This window comes from Pseudomonas sp. Hz4 (genome assembly GCF_054898165.1).
The window spans coordinates 4,981,142-5,001,682 of sequence record NZ_CM142719.1; the positions used below are offsets into that span (position 1 = coordinate 4,981,142).

The following is a 20,541-nucleotide window of genomic DNA, read 5'->3' on the forward strand; positions in this document are numbered from 1 at the left end:
GTAATACGGCTAAGGAAGATAAATCGCGGGCAACAAAAAAGCAGCCCGTAGGCTGCTTTTTTCTGCATCGGAAGCTGGACTTAAGCCAGTTTTTCCTTGATGCGAGCTGCTTTACCGGACAGGTCACGCAGGTAGTACAGCTTGGCTTTACGTACGTCACCGCGACGTTTAACGGCCATGCTGTCGATTTGCGGGCTGTAGGTCTGGAAAGTACGCTCTACGCCAACACCGTTGGAGATTTTACGAACGGTGAATGCACTGTTTACGCCGCGGTTACGCTTGGCGATAACAACACCTTCGAACGCTTGCAGACGCGAACGGTCGCCTTCCTTCACTTTCACCTGAACGACAACAGTGTCGCCCGGGGCAAAGGTAGGGATCTCTTTGGTCATCTGCTCTGCTTCGAGTGCAAGGATGATTTTGTTAGTCATGCTGTGCTCCTAAGGTAGATCGTCGGATCTACCATCGATACGTTGTTAACTATCGTCCCGCTCGCGGATGTATTCCTCGAGCAGCTTCTTCTCTTCTCCAGAAAGCGAGCGGCTTTCCAGAAGATCGGCGCGTCGTTCAAAGGTCCTACCAAGGGACTGCTGTAAACGCCAACGCCGGATATGCGCGTGATTGCCACTTAGCAATACGTCGGGAACACGCTGATCCGCATACACCTCCGGTCGGGTGTAGTGCGGGCAATCCAGCAAACCATCCGTAAAGGAATCTTCCTCGGCGGAGTCCGCATGCCCTAAAGCTCCAGGCAGCAGTCGTGTAACCGCATCGATCAGGACCATCGCCGGCAGCTCGCCGCCAGACAGTACATAGTCGCCAATCGACCACTCTTCATCGACATGAGCTTCAATAAAACGCTCGTCAATGCCCTCATAGCGGCCGGCAATCAGGATCAATGCATCCGAATTCGCCAACTCGCGTACCGCCGACTGAGTCAGTTGACGGCCTTGGGGGGACAGGTAAATTACCTTCGCCGCCTCCCCGGCTGCTGCCTTGGCCTGAACCAACGCATCTTCCAGGGGCTTGATCTTCATCACCATGCCCGGACCACCGCCAAATGGGCGATCATCCACAGTGTGATGTCGATCCGTCGTGTAGTCTCGCGGATTCCAACAGGTGAGCTGCAAGAGCCCCTGTTTCACCGCACGACTGGTGATGCCGTACTCGCTGATGGCGGAGAACATCTCGGGAAACAAACTGATCACTTCTACGCGCAAATTAGCCACGCTTAGAAGTCCGCATCCCATTCCACCTTCATCTCGCCCGCGGCGAGGTCGACTACCAACACGCATTGCTCCGTATAGGGCAACAGGCGTTCGCGATCGTCCAGGCTGCCAGCGCAAGGCTTGACCACCATGACATCGTTCGAGCCAGTCTCTAGCAAGTGATCGATTTTCCCGAGCCATTGCCCGAGTTGGTCGATGACCTTGAGACCTTCCAGCTGGTACCAGTAGTACTCGCCGTCGGTCAGATCTGGAAACAGGTTACGCGGCACGCAGATCTCATAACCGGCCAGAAGACGAGCTTCTTCACGATCATCGAGACCCTTGAGCTTTGTGACCAGAAACTTGCCGTTATGTACACGGCCGCTGACCAGCTCTACCTGCCGTACAACGCCTTCGCGCTTGAGCGTCCAGGTTTTGTAGTCCAACAGGTTTCCAATTGGATCAGTAAAGGAAAAGACCTTCACTTCGCCGCGAACACCGTGAATCGAATAGATTTTGCCGATAACGATCAAATCATCAGCAATGGCTGGCGTCGCGTTCATATTGCTCAGGCCGCAGCCTTAGCAGCGTCCTTCAACAACTGAGCAACACGCTCAGAAGGTTGTGCACCAACGCTCAGCCAGTAGGCTACGCGCTCTTGGTTCACGGACAGACGAACTTCTTGACCACGAGCAACAGGGTTGAAGAAACCAACCTGTTCCTTGTGCGAACCGTCGCGCGGGTTGCGGCTGTCGGTTACGGTCAAGTGGTAAAACGGGCGCTTTTTGGAGCCGCCAAGGGCAAGACGGATTGTTAGCATGTGAACATCGTTCCTGTAGTCGGTGCTGCAAATCTAAAGGCACAGCGGGCATAGGTGCCCGAAAGGCCGCATATTCTAAGGAATATCCGGACTTTTGCAAATGTCTTTTTCCGGCGGCCTATCGGTCGCCATCCAGATTTGCTATAGAGCCGTCGTTGAAAACGGCCAGTCAGCTCCCGCCAAGTGCGGGTTTGCTGGAGATCCCACTTCCGTGTGGGCAGCGCAAGAGCAAGCCCCTGCGCAAATTCTTTACATTTTCGGCATGCCGCCGCCGGGCAACATACCGCCCATGCCGCGCATCATTTTGGCCATTCCGCCTTTCGCGGAGAATTTCTTCATCATCTTCTGCATCTGCTTGTGCTGCTTGATCAAGCGACCGATGTCCTGCACCTGGGTGCCCGAACCCATGGCGATCCGGCGTTTGCGCGAACCGCTGATCAGCTCAGGGTCGCGGCGCTCGGCCGGGGTCATGGAATTGATGATGGCTTCCATCTGCTTGAATTGTTTCTCTGCCGCGCCCTGGGCGTTGCCCATCTGCGCCAGGTTCATACCACCGATGTTCGGCAGTTTGTCCATGAGGCCGCCGAGGCCGCCCATGTTTTTCATCTGTTGCAGCTGATCGCGGAAGTCCTCGAGGTCGAAGCCCTTACCCTTCTTCAGCTTCTTGGCCAGTTTGTCGGCCTTGTCCTTGTCGAGGGTCTGTTCGGCCTGCTCGATCAGGCTGAGGACGTCGCCCATGCCGAGGATGCGCGAAGCAATACGCTCCGGGTGGAACGGCTCGAGCGCGTCGCTCTTCTCGCCCATACCGATGAACTTGATCGGCTTGCCGGTGATGGCGCGGACCGACAGCGCAGCACCGCCACGGGCGTCGCCGTCGACCTTGGTCAGGATCACACCGGTCAGCGGCAGTGCATCGCCGAAGGCCTTGGCCGTGTTGGCGGCGTCCTGACCGGTCATGGCGTCGACCACGAACAGCGTTTCGACCGGGTTGATCGCGGCATGCAGCGCCTTGATCTCGCCCATCATCTCTTCATCGATGTGCAGGCGACCGGCGGTATCGACGATGACCACATCAATAAACTTAAGCTTTGCTTCTTTTATAGCCGCTTGCGCGATGTCGACCGGCTTCTGGCTCAGGTCGGACGGGAAGAAGGTAACGCCGACCTCACCCGCGAGCATTTCCAGCTGTTTGATCGCTGCCGGACGGTAAACGTCCGCAGACACAACCATGACCGACTTCTTCTTGCGCTCTTTAAGGAAGCGCGCGAGTTTGCCGACTGTGGTGGTTTTACCCGCGCCCTGCAAACCGGCCATCAGCACGACGGCAGGAGGAACGGCGCTCAGGTTCAGGTCTTCGTTGGCCGCGCCCATCAGGCTTTCGAGTTCGGCCTGGACGATTTTCACGAAAGCCTGGCCTGGCGTCAGGCTGCGCGACACCTCGGTGCCGACGGCGCGCTCCTTGACCGAATTGACGAAGTCTTTCACCACCGGCAAGGCGACGTCAGCTTCGAGCAACGCCATGCGCACTTCACGCAGGGTGTCTTTGATGTTGTCCTCGGTCAGCTTGGCCTTGCCGGTGACATGGCGCAGCGTCTGCGAGAGACGGTCGGTTAAGTTTTCAAACATTGCGCGATCCTTTCAGGCCCTGTGTAGACCGGGATAATGGCGGCCCCGACCGAAATAAATATGTGCTCGGCGAGCCTGCGGCGTGGGCAGGTCGCGGATTATAGCGAAGACTGCGTCTGGCGGACACCTCGTCGTCAGGTTGCATGGTCTTTCGTGCTGCGGGGGTTCTATGCCAAACTCAGCGCCTTTCGGGCTTGCCTAACAGGATTTATGCTCCCCTTGTCACCCAGTTTGCTAACTTCCCTCGCCGCCGCCTGCTTATATGCCGCTGCGACCCTCTATCAGGGCACTCGTCTGGCCACCGGCGCCAAGGCGAACAAGCGCCTGCTGGTCACGCTCGGCGTGCTTGCCGTGCTGGCTCACAGCGCCAGCCTGTTCACCCACCTGCTGACACCGATCGGCCTGGGCCTGGATTTTTTCAGCGCCGCCAGCCTGATTGCCGCCGCTGTCATCGGCCTGACGCTGCTGGCCTGCTTGCGAATTCCGGTGGAGAACCTGCTTATATTGCTGTTCCCGCTCGGTGCCGCCACCGTGCTGCTCGCGCAGTTCGCCCCCGCCGGCACGGTGCAGATCATCGACGAAGAACCGGGCATCCTCGCCCACATCCTGCTGTCGATCCTCGCCTACGGCATGTTCACCATCGCGGTGTTCCAGGCGTTGCTGCTGCTGGTTCAAGACCATCAGCTCAAGCACAAGCATCCGTCCGGCCTGATCAAGAATTTCCCGCCGCTGCAAACCATGGAAAGCCTGCTGTTCGGCTTCCTCTGGGCCGGCTGGACCCTGCTCTCGCTGTCGCTGATCTCCGGCTGGCTGTTCGTCGACAACCTGTTCGCCCAGCACCTGGTGCACAAAACCTTGTTGGCGTGCCTCGCCTGGATCGTTTTCAGCGTGCTGCTCTGGGGCCGGAATCGCCTTGGTTGGCGCGGACACAAGGCCATTCGCTGGACCCTCGCCGGTTTCTGCCTGCTGATGCTGGCGTATTTCGGCAGTAAGCTGGTTCGTGAATACATCCTGCATATCTGACGGGCGGCATTAATGGACGACTTGCCCATAGGGCCGATGCTCGCGGTAGTGGCCCTGCTGATTTTATGGTCGGGGCTGTTTACAGCCATCGAAGTTGCACAACAGCACTTGCTGGCCCAGCGGACCGCTTCGCGCTCGAGCGACAAGCCGGTGGCAAAGCTGAGTTTTGCGCTCAATAGCCTGATCCTCTGCAACACCCTGTGCCGCGCACTGGTCGTGGTCATCAGCACATTGCTGGCGATTTTCACCTGGGCGGAAAACGGTCCATGGGTGGCCTGCCTCGGGGCTGGCGCCGTGCTTCTGGTGTTCGCCGACTACCTGCCGCGCACCCTCGCCGTTCGCTATCCGGACGCCGTCCTGGCCTTGGGCAACACCTTGCTTGGCACGCCACTGAAAATCGTCTATCCCGCCGCCTGGTTGCTCAATGGCATAAGTCAGTTGCTGATGCGACCGTTCGCCCGCAAAGCCAACGTGGTGCAGCAGAGCGAAGACGAGGCACCGAACGATCGCCACAACGATCACGAACACGCCGTCTGCCGCCCGCACCCGCTGTCAGGCATCCATGCGCTGGACAACATCACGGTCAACGATATTCTGGTGCCACGCAGTGACGTCGACGGGATCAACCTGGACGACACCCTCTCAGACATCCTCGAGCAGCTTCGCGTCAATAAACGCACGCGCTTGCCGGTGTTCCACAGCGACATCAATCAGGTGGAGGCGGTGCTCAATACCCGGCAGATCCGTCACTTGTTGCACGATTCCAGCCTGACACTGGAGGCGCTCCTGGCGGCCAGCCACGACCCTTATTTCGTGCCGGAAAGCACCCCGTTGCAGCTGCAACTGTTGAATTTCCACAAACAACAGCGACGCCTCGGCATGGTGGTCGACGAATACGGAGAAGTGCTCGGCATCGTGACATTGGAAGACATTCTCGAAGAAATCGTCGGCGAATTCGAAAGCCAGCACAGCCTGGATAACCCGCACATCCATCCACAGGCTGATGGCCGCTTGGTGATCGAAGGTGCGGCGTCGATTCGCGATTTGAACAAAAGCCTTGGCTGGCACTTGCCCAGCGATGGTCCGAAAACCCTCAACGGGTTGGTGACCGAGGCGCTGGAGACGATTCCGGACAGTGCGGTATGCCTGAAGATCGGGCGTTATCGCCTGGAGATTCTGGAGACGGAAGACAACCGCGTCAGCCGGGTTCTGATCTGGCATACCAGTTCGGTGCCTGTTGTGATCTAAACCCTGGCACATATCCTGTGGCGAGGGGGTTTACCCCCGTTGCGCTGCGCAGCAGTGCTAAAACCTGCGACAGTATTCTTCCTGATACACCGCGCGTGCCGAGCCTACGACTGCTTCGCAGCCGAACGGGGGTAAACGCTGGGGGCCGGGTCGATGGTGGTGTGCTACGCGTTGTTCCACATCTCGACGGTGTTTTCGCTGAGCTATGGCGTATCGACGCTCGGCTACACCCGCGAAACCTTTCTCGCGCTGCTGTACTTCGCTGTACTGTTCATGGCCGCTGCCACCCCGCTGTCGGCCTGGGCCAGTGATCGTTACGAGCGCAAACCGGTGCTGATCATCGGTGGCGTGCTGGCGATTTTGTCCGGATTCCTGATGGAACCGCTGCTGACCCAAGGTTCAACCTGGGGCGTGGCACTGTTCCTGTGTATCGAGCTGTTTCTGATGGGCGTGACGTTTGCACCAATGGGTGCGCTGCTGCCAGAGCTGCTCCCTACTCACGTGCGTTATACGGCGCGTCGGCGGCCTACAATCTGGGCGGCATTGTCGGGGCCTCGGCGGCGCCGTTCTTCGCACAGAAGCTGGTGGCGATGGGGAGTTTGAGTTATGTCGGCGGGTATGTGTCGGGGGCGGCGGTGCTGAGCTTGATTGCTGTGCTGGCCTGAAGGAAACGCGCAATAACGATTTGAATCGGGTCTTATAAGATCGTTCCCACGCTCTGCGTGGGAACGCCTCAACGGACGCTCCGCGTCCGCTTTTGGGACGCGGAGCGTCCCGGGCTGCATTCCCACGCAGAGCGTGGGAACGATCTGTGTAGCCCTATAGTTCTACTTTTACGGCTTGGGATGCGCGGGTGGCTTTAGCACGAGCCGCCTCAATCGACTCATCCCGCGCCAACGCCACGCCCATCCGACGCTGACCATTCACCTCAGGCTTGCCGAACAGACGCAACGCCGTGTCCGGCTCGCTCAACGCAGCCCCCAGATTGGCGAAAGCTGTCTGAGTCGACTGCCCTTCCACCAGAATGACCGCCGAAGCCGAAGGCCCGAACTGACGGATCAACGGAATCGGCAAGCCCAAAATCGCCCGCGCGTGCAGCGCGAACTGCGACAGGTCCTGGGAAATCAACGTCACCAAGCCCGTGTCGTGTGGACGCGGCGAGACTTCGCTGAACCAGACTTGATCACCTTTGATGAACAGCTCAACACCAAACAGACCACGACCACCCAAGGCTTCAGTGACGGCTTCGGCAACGCGCTCGGATTCAGCCAGGGCAATCGGGCTCATGGCTTGTGGCTGCCAGGATTCCTGATAGTCGCCCTTCTCCTGACGGTGACCGACTGGCGCGCAGAACGTAGTGCCGCCGACGTGACGCACGGTCAACAGGGTGATTTCGTAGTCGAAATCGATAAAGCCTTCGACGATCACGCGGCCTTTACCGGCGCGACCGCCTTCTTGCGCGTAATCCCAAGCGGTTTTCACGTCATCGGCACTGCGCAGCAGGCTCTGGCCTTTGCCCGACGAGCTCATCACCGGCTTGACCACGCAAGGAAAACCCAGGTCCTGGACGGCCTTGCTGTAATCCTCGAAGGTGTCGGCGAAGTGGTACGGCGAGGTCGGCAGGTCCAGCTCTTCCGCGGCCAGGCGACGGATGCCTTCGCGGTTCATGGTCAGCTGCGCGGCGCGAGCGGTCGGGATCACGGTGAAGCCTTCGGCTTCCAGTTCCACGAGGGTCGCGGTGGCAATGGCTTCGATTTCCGGCACGATGAAGTGCGGCTTTTCGGCCTCGATCACGGCACGCAGGGCGGCGCCGTCGAGCATGTTGATCACATGGCTGCGATGGGCGACCTGCATGGCCGGCGCATTGGCGTAGCGATCCACGGCAATCACTTCAACGCCCAGGCGTTGCAGCTCGATCACCACTTCCTTGCCCAACTCGCCACAGCCACACAGCAATACGCGGGTCGCGGTTGGCGACAATGGAGTTCCGATACGGGTCATCTCAGGTCCTCAGAAGCGGATCATCGAGGGTCGCGCCTGGCGCGCTTCCCATGGGGAGAAAGCGCGGCATTTTACATGAACCGAGAGGTTTGGCTTCAGCTGGCGACGGCCTGATTGCGCAAGCGCCAGGCCATGATCAGCCACACGGCCGTCACGCCCGCGAACTTGGAGCCCATGGCGGTGAGGATCACGCCCGGGGTGAACACATCGATCATGCCGAAAAAGATGAATGTATCGAGGGGAATACTCAGCGCCGAACTTATCCACAGGCGGTCGTGCAAGGGACGCTTGGTAATGCTGAACACCAGCCAGTCGATGCACTCGGACACCGCGAAGGCCGTGGCGCTGGCCAGCGCGATGGAGGGATCGGAGGTAACGTAGGACAACACCAACGCTGCCAGCATCGCCGCGATCGCGCCATGGCCGAAGCGGGTTTGCACCATGTCGCGCAAAACGAACACCAAACCACCCCAGGCCGACCAGATGATGTCCAGTTGTGGAGCGGTGGAAAAGGCGTAGTTGATCAGCACGACACTGCTGATGTAAGCGATCAGGAAGAGCATGGGCGGGGGGGAACCTGTCAATTTGGCGCACAGGGTACGTTAGAGATGTGCCAGGACCAAGAGAAGTGGCGGGCGCGATGGCCTCTTCGCGAGCAAGCTCGCTCCCACATTGGTTCCGTGTCGATCGCAACTAATGTGGGCAACATCAATCATATGTGGGAGCGAGCTTGCTCGCGATAAAGTGCGCAGCACTTTCAAGGCACAACTCAAATGCCTGGCTTCTGCTCGATCATCCAGAGAAGACCACTCGATTTAGCCCGCTCATGACACAACCCCAACACCTTGCGCCGCTCCTCGTTGCCCATCCGGCTCCAGCGCGTGATCTCTTCCACCGTGCGCTGACACCCGGTGCAAACATCCTCCTCGTCCAGCGCGCAGATATTCACGCAGGGCGATCGAACCGGGCGTTCGGGTGGGTTCATTCTTCCTGCTCAACCAGATCGCGGGCATAACGTTGCGAGTTATGCACATAGTGAGCAGCGCTGGCCTCCAGCATTTTTTTCTGCGGCTCGGTCAGTTCGCGCACCACTTTGCCCGGCGAGCCCATGACCAGCGAACCGTCTGGAATCTCCTTACCCTCACCGATCAGCGAGTTGGCGCCAATGATGCAGTTCTTGCCGATTTTCGCGCCGTTGAGGATCACCGCGTTAATGCCGATCAAGCTGTAATCGCCCACCGTACAACCATGAAGCATGGCGTTATGGCCGATGGTCACGCCGGTGCCGATGGTCAGCGGGTAACCCATGTCGGTGTGCATCACCGTGCCGTCCTGGACGTTGCTGTTCTTGCCGATCAGGATCAACTCGTTGTCGCCCCGCAGCACGGCGTTGAACCAGACGTTGGCGCCCTCTTCCAGTTTGACCTTGCCCACCAGCACGGCATTAGGTGCGACCCAGCTCTGCGGATGGGTGTCGACGCGGGCGTCGCCCAGGCGATATTTCATCTTATTGTCCTCAAGGCCAGGCAGGCTCACTTGAAAAAGCAGGGTTCAGGCCATACGAGCGATGGCTTCAAATATTGGTAAAGCTTTTGGGTGGGTGATGCAGGCTGATTCCGGTGTCATAGAGCAGGTTGATCAACTCGACGATCATAATCGCTGTGAGGCCCCAGATTTTGTACTCGCCATAGCGATAGCTCGGCACGTACCAACTGCGGCCCTGGTAATCGATGCGATGGGTGTGTTCGCGCGGATCCTTGCGGAAAAACTCCAGCGGTACGCTGAAGACTGCGGCAATCTCGGCGTCGTTGGCCTGGTACTCGACAAAGTCCGGAATCACACCGACATAGGGTGTGACCTTGATGCCGTGCAGGGAGATCAACGGGCTCAGCGGGCCGATCACTTCGACCAGCCCCGGCGGCAGGCCAATTTCTTCCTGGGCCTCACGTAGCGCAGTGAAAATCAGGTCAGGGTCTTCAGGGTCACGTCGACCACCGGGAAAGGCCACTTCACCACCATGGGTCGAGAGCCCGCTGGCACGCAGGGTCAGAACCAGTTCAGGTTCGTCACTGCGGGTGATAGGCACTAATACCGCGGCTTCGGGGAAACGTCGGTCGGTTTCCAGGGTTAGCGGCGTGTAGTTGTTTACCCGGTGAAGTAGCTCGTCCAGCATGAGTCTTCTCGATTTATTCGCTACCTCGCATCATGCACCAATCGAACCGACCGCCCAACCCCATAACCGCTGCATGTCGCTAAACGACAACTTGCCGACAGACACCGCCGCACGCCAAGATAGGCGCAGCATTCAGGAACCCAAGCATGAAATTTTGCAGTCAGTGCGGCAACCCGGTAACCCAGCGCATTCCAGAAGGCGATTCACGCCTGCGTTTTGTCTGTGACAGCTGTCAGGCGATTCACTACCAGAACCCCAATATCGTCGCCGGTTGCGTGGCGACCTGGGGCTCCAAGGTCTTGCTGTGCCGACGCGCCATCGAGCCTCGGCTCGGTTATTGGACCCTGCCCGCCGGTTTCATGGAAAACGGTGAAACCATCGAGCAGGCGGCGATTCGCGAGACGGCCGAAGAAGCCTGCGCGCGGGTGCGCAACCTGACCCTCTATACGTTGATCGACGTGCCGCATATTAGCCAGGTGCATGTATTCTTCCGCGCCGAACTGGTGGACCTGGACTTTTGCGCCGGTCCCGAGAGCCTGGAAGTGCAGCTTTTCGAAGAAGCCGACATCCCTTGGTCCGAGCTGGCTTTCCGCACAGTGGGCCGTACCTTAGAATACTTCTTCGCTGACCGGCGGACCGAGGTCTACCCCGTGCGGTCCGAATCGATCCCGCCGCTTGCTCAGCCTGCCATCACATAACGCTCCTGGGTCTAAAATCACCTATAACTTAATAGTCGCGACACCTCTAAGGGATATCGTTTCAATGCGCTGGCTGCTTGCCCTGTTTTGCTTGTCGTTTGTCGCTGTCTCCCAGGCTTCCGTTGCGGAAACCCAGGACGGCAAAGTCATCGAAAAAATCCTGGTTCTCAAATCCGCCCACCAATTGCAATTGATCAATGACGGCAAGCCGCTCAAGACCTATCGCATCTCATTGGGAAAAAGACCCCTCGGCCCGAAACTCATGGAAGGCGACAAACGCACGCCTGAAGGTTTTTATTGGCTGGACTGGCGCAAGACCAGTGACCGTTTCAACCTGTCGATGCACATCTCCTACCCGAATATCAGTGACTCCGCCCGCGCCCGGCGCGAAGGCGTCGAGCCCGGTGGCATGATCATGATCCACGGCACCCCGGACACCGAAGAGAACCCCGAAGACCTGTTCCACACGCTGGACTGGACCGACGGCTGCATCGCCATGCGCAATATGGACATGCGCGAAGTCTGGAATCTGGTACCGGACGGCACAATGATCGAAATCCGCCCGTAACTCCCGCTCTAATCGTTCCCAGACTGCGTGGGAACGATCAATTGGTTACCTTTGGTCGCCATCGAAAAAATAAAATCAAAAGATCGCAGCCTCGGCAGCTCTTACAGGGGTGATACCACTCCCGCCCGTAGGAGCTGCCGAAAGCTGCGATCTTTGCTGTCGAAATCCACACCTCTAATACCACTTAAAACCAAGAACCATAATGCCCATCAATCGGGGCAGGCTTCCCGGCGCCAACGGCAAAGTGGTGGCATTGACATGGTATTTAAGTGGTATTAATTTCTTCTCACCACCGAGCGACAACAAACCTACATCCGCATCGGACCAAACCTACATGAATGACCTCCAGGCCCTACGCCCTGACGACACCCAGCCCACGCCGTTGTACCTGCAACTGGCGCGCAACCTGGAAGCGGCGATCCATGCCGGCCAGTGGAAAGCCGAACAGGCCATGCCGTCGGAGCGCAACCTCAGCGAAATGCTGGGCATCTCCCGCGTCACCGCGCGCAAGGCGTTGGAAGTGCTGTTCGAACAAGGTCTGATCCGGCGCAACCAAGGTTCCGGCACGTTTATCACCCCACGCCTGGAACAACCGCTGTCGCGCCTCTCGGGTTTCAGCGAAATGCTGCGGTTGAAGGGCTTCGTCCCCGGCTCCCAATGGCTGGAACGGGAAATCACTCCGCCGACCCACGAAGAACTGATCCGCCTCGGCCTCTCGCCGAACGACAAGGTCGCGCGGCTCAAACGTCTGCGTAAAGCCGACGACACGGTCATGGCGATCGAGATGAGCACCCTGCCCGCCTCGATCATTCCCAAGCCGCAAGCGGTGGGCGACTCCCTCTACGAATACCTCGACGGCATTGGCAAGCCGATTGTCCGCGTCCTGCAGCACATTCAGGCGATCAACGCCTCGGATGAATTCGCCGCCCTGGTGGGCATCGCCCCCGGCACCGCCATGCTGCTGATGACCCGTGTCGGCTACCTCGAAGACAACACGCCGATCGAAGTCACCGACACCTATTGCCGCAACGACTACTACGACTTTGTTGCAGAGCTGCGCCGCTGATCAGCCACGCTGCTAAACGAGAGAACCGATCATGTCCGAAGACAACATCCTCACCGCCCACGGCTGGGTTCGCGGCCGGCTGATTCATGAACACGGCAAGGTCGTGTCGATCGAAGGCCAACCGTGCGATCCGGCCGACAACGACCTGCCTTACCTGCTGCCGGGTTTTATCGACCTGCACGTTCACGGCGGTGGCGGCAAAGACATCATGGAAGGCGCAACCGCCTTCGAGACCATCACCAAAACCCACGTGCGTTTCGGTACCACGTCGATACTGGCGACCACCATGACCGCGCCGAGCGAAGAGATTTCCAGCGTGCTCAAAGCCCTCGGCGAGTTTTGTGAGTTGCGGCCCAAAGGCAGTGCCCGGGTACTGGGTGTGCACCTGGAAGGCCCCTACATCAACCCCGGAAAACTCGGCGCCCAACCGAACTTCGCCCACACCGCGCTGATGGCCGAAGTCGAAGAATACTTGGCCCTGGCGCCGATCCGGGTGATCACCATCGCCCCGGAAATCGCCGGCCACGATGCGTTGATCCGCGCCCTCAGCGCTCGCGGCGTGCGCATGCAAATCGGCCACACGCTCGGCAGTTACGAGGAAGGCGTGGCTGCGCTTGCGGCCGGCGCCAGCAGTTTCACCCACCTCTACAACGCCATGAGCCCGCTGCATCACCGCGAGCCAGGCATCGTCGGCGCGGCACTGGCTCACGCCACATACGCCGAATTGATTCCGGACTTACTGCACGTACACCCCGGCGCCATCCGTGTGGCCTTGCGCTCGATCCCATGCCTGTATTGCGTCACTGATTCCACCGCCGCCGCCGGCATGCCCGACGGCGTATACAAGCTTGGCAGCCACACCGTGACCAAATGCCTGGGTGGCGTGCGCTTGCCCGACGGCACGCTCGCCGGCAGCACGCTGACTATGGATCAAGCCCTGCGCAATCTGGTGAAGATCGGCTTGCCGATCGCCGAGGCCTCGCAACGTCTTTCGCAATTCCCCGCCGACTACCTCGGCATCACCGAACGCGGGCGCCTGTTACCCGGCAGCTGGGCCGACTGCGTGCGGCTCGATCGCTCACTCACACTGACCGCCGTCATGGTCGAAGGAGAAGACATTGACTTCAAAAATGCTTGAAGAGGCGCTGTCCTCGAGCGAGGCCGTGCACGCCCAATTGCAACAACTCGACCCACAGATGATCGAGATCGCCGGGCGCCTGCGTCGTCAGCCGCCGCAAGTGGCGATGACTGTCGCTCGCGGCAGCTCCGACCATGCTGCCAGTTACTTCGCCTACCTGACCATGCAGCAACTGGGCATTCCGGTGGCGTCGTTGCCGATGTCGGTGGTGACGATGCAGCAAGCGCCGTTGAAGGTCAGCGGCCAAGTGGCGTTCGCTTTCTCGCAGTCCGGGCAAAGTCCCGATCTGGTGAACAGCCTGCGTCTGCTGCGCAAGCGTGGCGCCCTGAGCATTTCGATGGTCAATGCCGAGAGTTCGCCGCTGGAGGCCGCGTGTGAGTTCAGCCTGCCGTTGTGTGCCGGCACCGAAAACAGCGTCGCGGCGACCAAGAGTTTTATCGCCACCCTCAGCGCCAGCGCCCGTCTGATCGCCCATTGGAAAGTGGATGTGGAATTACTGGAGGCCGGCCTCGCGCTGCCGGAAGGTTTGCGCGACGCGGCGAAACAGGACTGGAGCGTGGCCATCGGCGCCCTGCGTGATTGCCAGCACCTGATGGTGATTGGCCGTGGTGCCGGTTTCGCCATCGCCCAGGAAGCCGCACTGAAATTCAAGGAAACCTCGGCGATCCAGGCCGAAGCCTTCAGCAGTGCCGAAGTCCGTCACGGGCCGATGGCGTTGATCAACGAAAATTATCCGCTGCTGATCTTCGCCCCACGCGGTGCCGAGCAGGCCGGTTTGCTGAGCCTCGCCGCCGACATGCGCCAGCGTGGTGCTCGCGTCCTGCTGGCCGCGCCGGATGACGTCGTCGAACGCGACCTCACCCTGAGCCGCGCCGAACACCCGGCCCTCGACCCAATCCTGGCGATCCAGAGTTTCTACGTCATGGCCGCAGGCCTGGCTGTCGCCCGTGGCATGGACCCGGACCAGCCGCGGCACTTGAGCAAAGTCACGCGCACGCACTGAGTCTGACCCGTACATTTTTTCTGATGAGACCGAGCCCATGCACAACAATAATAAAGAGCTGACCCTCAGCGCCCCGCTCAGCGGCCCGGTGCTCATGCTTGCCCAAGTCCCGGACCCGGTGTTTGCCAGCGGCGCCATGGGCGACGGGATCGCCATCGATCCGCTGAACGACACCCTCCACGCACCCTGCGCCGGCGTCGTGATGCACGTCGCCCGCACCGGCCACGCCGTCACCTTGCGTGCGGATAACGGCGCCGAATTGCTATTGCACCTGGGCCTCGACACCGTCGAGTTGCAGGGCGAAGGCTTCTCGATGCTGGTCAAGGAAGGTGCGCGAGTCAGCAACGGCCAACCGCTGTTGCGCTATGACCTGGACAAGGTCGCGCAGCGGTGTAAAAGCCTCGTCAGCTTGATGATCCTGACCAACAGCCAGGACTTTCAGGCGCGGCCTATTACGCTGAAATCAGTGAAGGTTGGCGAGCCATTGCTGCACATCATTCCTCGGCACGCACCCGATGCGCTGGCTGAAATGGAGTTGTCGGGAGAAGAGATTTACGGCCACATTCGCATCGCCCATGGTGGCGGTCTGCACGCCCGGCCGGCGGCGCTGATTCGTCAGACAGCGCAAGGGTTCAAGAGCAAATCGCAGCTGCATTTCGCCGGCAAATCGGCGACCTGTGACAGCTTGATCGGGCTGATGGGTTTAGCCGTTGGCGAGCAGGACGAGGTTCAGGTCAGCTGCCAGGGCCCGGACGCCGAAGCGGCTTTGCAAGCGTTGTTGATCGCCTTGTCCACAGCGCTGGCCGAAGACAGCCACGCCGCGGCGCCGACATCGGTTTCTCAGCGTAAAAGGGCAGCCGAAGCCGGTGTGCTGCACGGCGTCTGCGCCGCTCCCGGTTTGGTGGGGGGGCCGTTGTTTCGCTTGGACGCCATCAGCCTGCCGGTGGACGCCGGCCACCATGATTCCGAGCAACAACTGAAAGCCCTCGCCACTGCACTGACCGCCGTGCGCAGCGAAATCGACCACACACTGGCCCAAGCCAGGAAACATAAAAACACCGACGAAGAAGCGATCTTCGCCGCCCACCTCGCCTTGCTCGAAGACCCGGCGCTGCTGGACGCCGCCAACACTTCCATCGACCAAGGCATGGCCGCGACCCACGCCTGGAGTCAATCGATCGACGTGCAGTGCGAGGTGCTCCAGCAACTCGGCAGCCCGTTGTTGGCCGAACGCGCCAACGATCTTCGCGACCTCAAACAACGCGTGCTGCGCGCCCTGCTCGGCGAAACCTGGCACTACGACGTACCGGCCGGCGCGATCGTCGCCGCGCATGAACTGACGCCGTCCGACTTGCTGCAATTGAGCCAGCAAGGTGTCGCCGGGTTGTGCATGGCGGAGGGCGGCGCAACTTCTCATGTCGCCATTCTCGCGCGAGGCAAAGGCTTGCCGTGCATGGTTGCACTGGGTTCGACGCTGCTGGATCAGCCGCAAGGCCAAGCCGTTGTGCTGGATGCCGATGGCGGTCGTCTCGAACTGATGCCCAGTGCCGAACGGTTGGCCGAAGTGCATCAGGCGCGACTCGATCATCAACAGCGCCGCGCCGAGCAACAGGCTCAGGCTCACACGCCGGCGCTGACGCTCGACGGTTTGCAGATTGAAGTTGCCGCCAACGTGGCCTCCAGCGCTGAAGCGGCAGATGCCCTGGCCAATGGCGCCGACGGCGTCGGCCTGCTGCGCACCGAGTTCCTCTTTGTCGACCGCAACACCGCGCCGGACGAACAGGAACAGCGCATCGCCTACCAGGCCGTGCTCGACGCCATGGGCGACAAGTCGGTGATCATCCGCACCATCGACGTCGGCGGCGACAAGCAACTCGACTACTTGCCGCTGCCGGTTGAGGCCAATCCGGTGCTGGGCTTGCGTGGCATTCGTCTGGCTCAGGTCCGTCCGGAACTGCTCGATCAGCAACTGCGCGCGCTGCTGCACGTCAGCCCGCTCTCCCGGTGTCGGATCCTGTTGCCGATGGTCACCGAAGTCGATGAGCTGCTGCACATCCGCCAGCGCCTCGACGCGTTGTGCACTGAACTCGGTGTGAATGAGCGCCCGGAGCTGGGCGTGATGATCGAAGTCCCCGCCGCCGCATTACTGGCCGAGCAACTGGCCGAACACGCGGACTTCCTGTCCATCGGCACCAACGATTTGTCCCAATACACCCTGGCCATGGACCGCGACCACGCCGGCCTCGCCTCGCGGGTCGACGCCCTGCACCCGGCATTGCTGCGATTGATCGCCCAGACCTGCGCCGGTGCTGCGGTGCATAACCGCTGGGTCGGCGTCTGCGGCGCACTCGCCTCTGATCCGCTGGCCACGCCGGTCCTGATTGGCCTGGGGGTCAGCGAGTTGTCGGTCAGCCCGGTGCAGATCGGTGAAATAAAGGACCGCGTGCGCCGCCTCGACGCCGCCGAATGCCGACGCATCAGCCATGACCTGCTCACGTTGAGCAGCGCCAGTGCGGTGCGTCACGCCTGTCACCAGCAATGGCCTCTGAGCTGAACAACTACAACAGCTCTAAAACAAAAAGAACACAGGGAGAACCGCCATGTACCAATACTTCATCGAAGGCCTGCAGCGCCTCGGCCGCGCGCTGATGCTGCCGATCGCGATCCTGCCGATTGCCGGTCTGTTGCTGCGTTTGGGTGACACCGACCTGCTGAACATCGCGATCATTCACGACGCCGGCCAGGTGATCTTCGCCAACCTGGCGATGATCTTCGCCATCGGCATCGCGGTCGGTTTCGCCAAGGACAACAACGGCACGGCAGGCCTCGCCGGAGTGATTGGCTACCTGGTGATGATCTCCACCCTCAAGGTGCTCGACGCGAGCATCAACATGGGCATGCTTGCCGGCATCGTCAGCGGCCTGATGGCCGGCGCGCTGTACAACCGCTTCAAGGACATCAAGCTTCCGGAATACCTGGCGTTCTTTGGTGGCCGGCGCTTCGTGCCGATTGTCACCGGGTTCGCCGCCGTCGGCCTCGGCGTAATCTTCGGCCTGATCTGGCCACCGATCCAGCACGGCATCAACAGCTTCGGCACGTTGATGATGGAGAGCGGCAGCTTCGGCGCGTTCGTCTTCGGCGTGTTCAACCGCCTGCTGATCGTCACCGGGCTGCATCACATCCTCAACAACATGGCGTGGTTCGTCTTCGGCAACTTCACCGACCCGACCACGGGCGCCATCGTCACCGGCGACCTGTCGCGCTACTTCGCCGGCGACCCGAAGGGCGGCCAGTTCATGACCGGTATGTTCCCGATGATGATCTTTGGTCTGCCCGCCGCGTGCCTGGCGATGTACCGCAATGCCTTGCCGGAGCGCCGCAAGGTCATGGGCGGGATCTTCCTGTCGATGGCGCTGACGTCGTTTTTAACGGGTGTGACGGAACCGATCGAATTCGCCTTCATGTTCCTCGCGCCGCTGCTTTATCTAGTGCATGCGTTGCTGACTGGCCTGTCGATGGCGATCACCAACCTGCTGAACATTCACCTCGGGTTTACGTTTTCCGGTGGCTTCATCGACATGATTCTCGGCTGGGGTAAATCCACCAACGGCTGGTTGGTGATACCGGTCGGGCTGGTGTATGCGGTGATCTACTACGCCGTGTTTGATTTCTGTATCCGCCGCTTCAACCTCAAGACGCCGGGGCGCGAAGAGGTGTCGACGGGCGACAAGGTTGTGATCGCCGAGAATGAGCGAGCCGGGGCTTACATCAAGGCGCTGGGTGGTGCGCAGAATTTGATCACCGTGGGCGCTTGCACTACTCGGCTGCGGTTGGACATGGTGGATCGCAACAAGGCAAACGATACGGAGCTGAAAGCGCTGGGTGCAATGGCGGTTGTGCGGCCGGGCAAGGGCGGGAGTTTGCAGGTGGTGGTCGGGCCGATGGCGGACAGCATTGCGGATGAGATTCGGTTGGCGATGCCGGCTTTGGGCCGCGCAGTCGTGTCCTCCCCCGCGGCGGCTGTCGATGCGCCGCAACCGGCTGCGGTGACAACGCCGCAAGCGCAGCAATGGCTGAATGCGTTGGGCGGTGGCGAGAACGTGCTGCAGATGGATTGCATCGCCATGACCCGGATCCGGCTGCAACTGGCGGATGACAAGGCGTTGTCGGAGTGTGATTTGAAGACGCTGGGTTGCCAGGGTGTCAGCCAGTTGGACGGTGGGGTTTGGCATTTGTTGATTGGCGATAAGGCGCCGAGTTTGAGTGGGGCGCTGGAGGCGTTGGTTAATCGTAGTGAAGTGAGTGCCAAGGTTTAGATCTTGGCTGCCTGACAATCAGTCATCGCGAGCAAGCTCGCTCCCACAATGGTTCGGCGTAGTACCACATAAACTCAAGCAGACGTGGCGTGCTGCTCAGCTTCGTAATGTCGAGTCTGGAAAGGCATGAGAGTCTGAGCCTTAAGACCAAGCCCCTCACTCAGCCCCCAAGAAGCCGCGAGCTCATCGCGGCGCTTGCGAAGCGGAACAGTCGCTACCTGCGACCTCACTTCCAGTCTGGACGTCGAGCGTAAAAAAAGCTTAAGAGCGCCGAAGGCTTCCAAGACACGGCTATCAGAAACACATGCAAAGCGCGTGAACCGCTCGAGCAAATAACCTGCGCGGCGAACTTCGAGCTCGTCAGCGTGAAGACTCAGGAAGGCTTCGACTTCACTCACAAGGTCATCCTTCGAATACCAGACAACTTTAGCTGCGCGCACCAGCACAGCGTCATCTGCTTGATTCAAAGGTTTTTTGACCAAGGTGTCCAAGGCGGATGAGAGGACGTGGCCGCTATGGGGCGTCGCCATCTGTAGTCTCCAGGTAATCTTGCAAGATATTGGTGAGAACGGAGGTCGGTGGCTCTTTGTTGCCAACATATACATCAATTGCCTGCAATGCCAGACGACGGAGTTCAGTGGTCAGTATAAAACCCGCCCGGAGCAGCGCCATGACGTCGCCAATATCCTGGTCTGTCGCTCTACCTAGTTTGGATATTGCGATGTCGACAGGAGCAGCAATATGGACATGCAGCGGTGACTCTACGGAGAAATCTGCAAGGGGAAGACTCCGTTCCCAGTAGTCTTCATGAATTGGACCGAAGCTGGTGTTGTATTGAAGATCGTAGTTCAGCTCCATCAACCGGCCGGATTGCTCATCAACAAATTGTTCAGGTACTTCTGCGAGCAAGGTCTGCAGGTGAAGACTCTGTGGGAGATTTGCATAGTAAATCTCAGCGTCAACATCAGTTGACACGCGGTGATGAGTGTAGAGGTGAACGGCGCACCCTCCGAACACGATAACCTTGACCGCCCCTGGCTCTGCCCGCTCACCGACTAGTTCTAACTCGACGGATTTGAACATCGAAATTAGCGCCTGCCCAAGCGCGGTGTTCGAGTTAACCCTGGGAGTAATTGCGTCCGGCAATTCCATCTTTGAACCTCAAGTGGATTGAAGTGTTTGTGATGGACAAAGGCTGGACTTGGCACTTCCGACGGACAACCTGAAAAGGTTGTCGGACATTTCCTCGAGCGATGTAGCCGTTATTAAATCCCGAACAACAAAAAACCCGCTGAACGCTCATTCAGCGGGTTTCTCATTTCAGCGGTCGGCAAGATCAGAAATCCTCCAACCGCCACACTTCATAAGCCGGCGTCTCGTAGGGATGGCTCTGCTTCAGAGCCACCACCACAGAGCGAATCAACGCATCACTGACCACAAGCTCAACCTTCCATTCCTCAACCTGCTCGACCTGCCCCGCTTCACCCATAAACGGCTGACTGCCATCCAAAGGCCGAAACTGACCCAGACCCAACACCTGCCATGCGCAGTGATCATAAGCCCCGATCCGCCCACCACCCGCGGCGAACACCGCGCTTTTGACCACCTCGACATGACTGGCCGGAACAAAAAAACTGAGTTTATACACAGCGC

The 20,541-nt window shown here is 59.7% G+C and carries 22 protein-coding genes and 1 pseudogene; 10 read left to right on the forward strand and 13 right to left on the reverse strand.

Annotated features, from left to right (window positions below; translation table 11 throughout):
* Window positions 1-80: 80 nt before the first annotated feature.
* The 5 genes from rplS to ffh form a co-directional block, all read right to left on the reverse strand.
* Window positions 81-431, reverse strand: coding sequence for a 50S ribosomal protein L19 (gene rplS, locus ACYZTR_RS22855; protein WP_063322826.1), 351 nt, complete (start codon window positions 429-431; stop codon window positions 81-83).
* A 45-nt stretch (window positions 432-476) separates the two neighbouring features.
* On the reverse strand, window positions 477-1,250 hold the full coding sequence (gene trmD, locus ACYZTR_RS22860) for a tRNA (guanosine(37)-N1)-methyltransferase TrmD (RefSeq protein ID WP_282377051.1): 774 nt from the start codon (window positions 1,248-1,250) through the stop codon (window positions 477-479).
* The gene (gene rimM / locus ACYZTR_RS22865) at window positions 1,232-1,771 is read right to left on the reverse strand and encodes a ribosome maturation factor RimM (RefSeq protein WP_461974047.1); all 540 of its coding nucleotides are present in this window, start codon (window positions 1,769-1,771) and stop codon (window positions 1,232-1,234) included. The genes trmD and rimM overlap by 19 nt, the downstream gene beginning before the upstream one ends.
* A 5-nt stretch (window positions 1,772-1,776) precedes the next feature.
* Window positions 1,777-2,028 carry a 30S ribosomal protein S16 gene (rpsP, locus tag ACYZTR_RS22870; RefSeq protein ID WP_007944872.1) on the reverse strand — a complete coding sequence of 84 codons (252 nt, stop codon included), beginning with the start codon at window positions 2,026-2,028 and terminating at the stop codon, window positions 1,777-1,779.
* A 249-nt stretch (window positions 2,029-2,277) separates the two neighbouring features.
* Window positions 2,278-3,654: a signal recognition particle protein gene (ffh, locus tag ACYZTR_RS22875; RefSeq protein ID WP_461974049.1), complete on the reverse strand. Its 1,377-nt coding sequence runs from the start codon at window positions 3,652-3,654 to the stop codon at window positions 2,278-2,280.
* A 210-nt stretch (window positions 3,655-3,864) separates the two neighbouring features.
* On the opposite strand from ffh, the gene ACYZTR_RS22880 reads away from it, so the two are divergent.
* The 3 genes and pseudogenes from ACYZTR_RS22880 to ACYZTR_RS22890 form a co-directional block, all read left to right on the forward strand.
* Window positions 3,865-4,677: a cytochrome C assembly family protein gene (locus ACYZTR_RS22880; protein WP_461974051.1), complete on the forward strand. Its 813-nt coding sequence runs from the start codon at window positions 3,865-3,867 to the stop codon at window positions 4,675-4,677.
* Window positions 4,678-4,689: 12 nt separating this feature from the next.
* Window positions 4,690-5,925 carry a transporter associated domain-containing protein gene (locus ACYZTR_RS22885; protein WP_461974053.1) on the forward strand — a complete coding sequence of 412 codons (1,236 nt, stop codon included), beginning with the start codon at window positions 4,690-4,692 and terminating at the stop codon, window positions 5,923-5,925.
* Between the two features lie 138 nt (window positions 5,926-6,063).
* Window positions 6,064-6,628 (forward strand): annotated as a pseudogene (locus tag ACYZTR_RS22890) (MFS transporter); the annotation flags it as partial.
* A 116-nt stretch (window positions 6,629-6,744) separates the two neighbouring features.
* Here the strand turns inward: ACYZTR_RS22890 and purT are convergent.
* From purT to ACYZTR_RS22915, 5 genes are all read right to left on the reverse strand, one after another.
* Window positions 6,745-7,926 (reverse strand): formate-dependent phosphoribosylglycinamide formyltransferase, encoded by a 1,182-nt coding sequence (purT, locus tag ACYZTR_RS22895; protein ID WP_461974055.1) that lies wholly within the window; start codon window positions 7,924-7,926, stop codon window positions 6,745-6,747.
* A 95-nt stretch (window positions 7,927-8,021) separates the two neighbouring features.
* Complete coding sequence (locus ACYZTR_RS22900; RefSeq protein ID WP_461974057.1) at window positions 8,022-8,489, reverse strand: preQ0 transporter; 468 nt, start codon at window positions 8,487-8,489, stop codon at window positions 8,022-8,024.
* 206 nt (window positions 8,490-8,695) lie between these two features.
* Window positions 8,696-8,911, reverse strand: coding sequence for a DUF1289 domain-containing protein (locus ACYZTR_RS22905; RefSeq protein WP_461974059.1), 216 nt, complete (start codon window positions 8,909-8,911; stop codon window positions 8,696-8,698).
* Window positions 8,908-9,432 carry a gamma carbonic anhydrase family protein gene (locus ACYZTR_RS22910; protein WP_003221962.1) on the reverse strand — a complete coding sequence of 175 codons (525 nt, stop codon included), beginning with the start codon at window positions 9,430-9,432 and terminating at the stop codon, window positions 8,908-8,910. Before ACYZTR_RS22910 ends, ACYZTR_RS22905 begins: the two co-directional genes overlap by 4 nt.
* A gap of 67 nt (window positions 9,433-9,499) precedes the next feature.
* Complete coding sequence (locus ACYZTR_RS22915; RefSeq protein WP_461974062.1) at window positions 9,500-10,099, reverse strand: CoA pyrophosphatase; 600 nt, start codon at window positions 10,097-10,099, stop codon at window positions 9,500-9,502.
* A 146-nt stretch (window positions 10,100-10,245) separates the two neighbouring features.
* On the opposite strand from ACYZTR_RS22915, the gene ACYZTR_RS22920 reads away from it, so the two are divergent.
* The 7 genes from ACYZTR_RS22920 (at window position 10,246) to nagE (ending at window position 18,888) form a co-directional block, all read left to right on the forward strand.
* Window positions 10,246-10,797 (forward strand): NUDIX hydrolase, encoded by a 552-nt coding sequence (locus ACYZTR_RS22920; protein ID WP_461974064.1) that lies wholly within the window; start codon window positions 10,246-10,248, stop codon window positions 10,795-10,797.
* Between the two features lie 64 nt (window positions 10,798-10,861).
* Window positions 10,862-11,365, forward strand: a complete 504-nt coding sequence (locus tag ACYZTR_RS22925; RefSeq protein ID WP_461974066.1) for a L,D-transpeptidase family protein — start codon at window positions 10,862-10,864, stop codon at window positions 11,363-11,365.
* 334 nt (window positions 11,366-11,699) lie between these two features.
* Window positions 11,700-12,431, forward strand: coding sequence for a GntR family transcriptional regulator (locus ACYZTR_RS22930; protein WP_461974068.1), 732 nt, complete (start codon window positions 11,700-11,702; stop codon window positions 12,429-12,431).
* A 31-nt stretch (window positions 12,432-12,462) separates the two neighbouring features.
* Window positions 12,463-13,569: an N-acetylglucosamine-6-phosphate deacetylase gene (nagA, locus tag ACYZTR_RS22935; protein WP_461974070.1), complete on the forward strand. Its 1,107-nt coding sequence runs from the start codon at window positions 12,463-12,465 to the stop codon at window positions 13,567-13,569.
* Window positions 13,550-14,572: an SIS domain-containing protein gene (locus ACYZTR_RS22940; RefSeq protein ID WP_461974072.1), complete on the forward strand. Its 1,023-nt coding sequence runs from the start codon at window positions 13,550-13,552 to the stop codon at window positions 14,570-14,572. The genes nagA and ACYZTR_RS22940 overlap by 20 nt, the downstream gene beginning before the upstream one ends.
* Window positions 14,573-14,609: 37 nt before the next feature.
* Entirely contained in the window at window positions 14,610-17,126 is a 2,517-nt protein-coding gene (ptsP, locus tag ACYZTR_RS22945; protein ID WP_461974074.1) for a phosphoenolpyruvate--protein phosphotransferase, read from the forward strand.
* Between the two features lie 46 nt (window positions 17,127-17,172).
* Window positions 17,173-18,888: an N-acetylglucosamine-specific PTS transporter subunit IIBC gene (nagE, locus tag ACYZTR_RS22950; protein WP_461974076.1), complete on the forward strand. Its 1,716-nt coding sequence runs from the start codon at window positions 17,173-17,175 to the stop codon at window positions 18,886-18,888.
* A gap of 74 nt (window positions 18,889-18,962) precedes the next feature.
* Here the strand turns inward: nagE and ACYZTR_RS22955 are convergent, their stop codons facing one another.
* From ACYZTR_RS22955 to ACYZTR_RS22965, 3 genes are all read right to left on the reverse strand, one after another.
* Window positions 18,963-19,418 (reverse strand): hypothetical protein, encoded by a 456-nt coding sequence (locus tag ACYZTR_RS22955; RefSeq protein ID WP_461974078.1) that lies wholly within the window; start codon window positions 19,416-19,418, stop codon window positions 18,963-18,965.
* Window positions 19,402-20,040: a DUF6036 family nucleotidyltransferase gene (locus tag ACYZTR_RS22960; protein ID WP_461974080.1), complete on the reverse strand. Its 639-nt coding sequence runs from the start codon at window positions 20,038-20,040 to the stop codon at window positions 19,402-19,404. The genes ACYZTR_RS22955 and ACYZTR_RS22960 overlap by 17 nt, the downstream gene beginning before the upstream one ends.
* Before the next feature lie 184 nt (window positions 20,041-20,224).
* Window positions 20,225-20,536, reverse strand: a complete 312-nt coding sequence (locus tag ACYZTR_RS22965) for an NGG1p interacting factor NIF3 (protein WP_461974083.1) — start codon at window positions 20,534-20,536, stop codon at window positions 20,225-20,227.
* Between the last annotated feature and the right edge of the window lie 5 nt (window positions 20,537-20,541).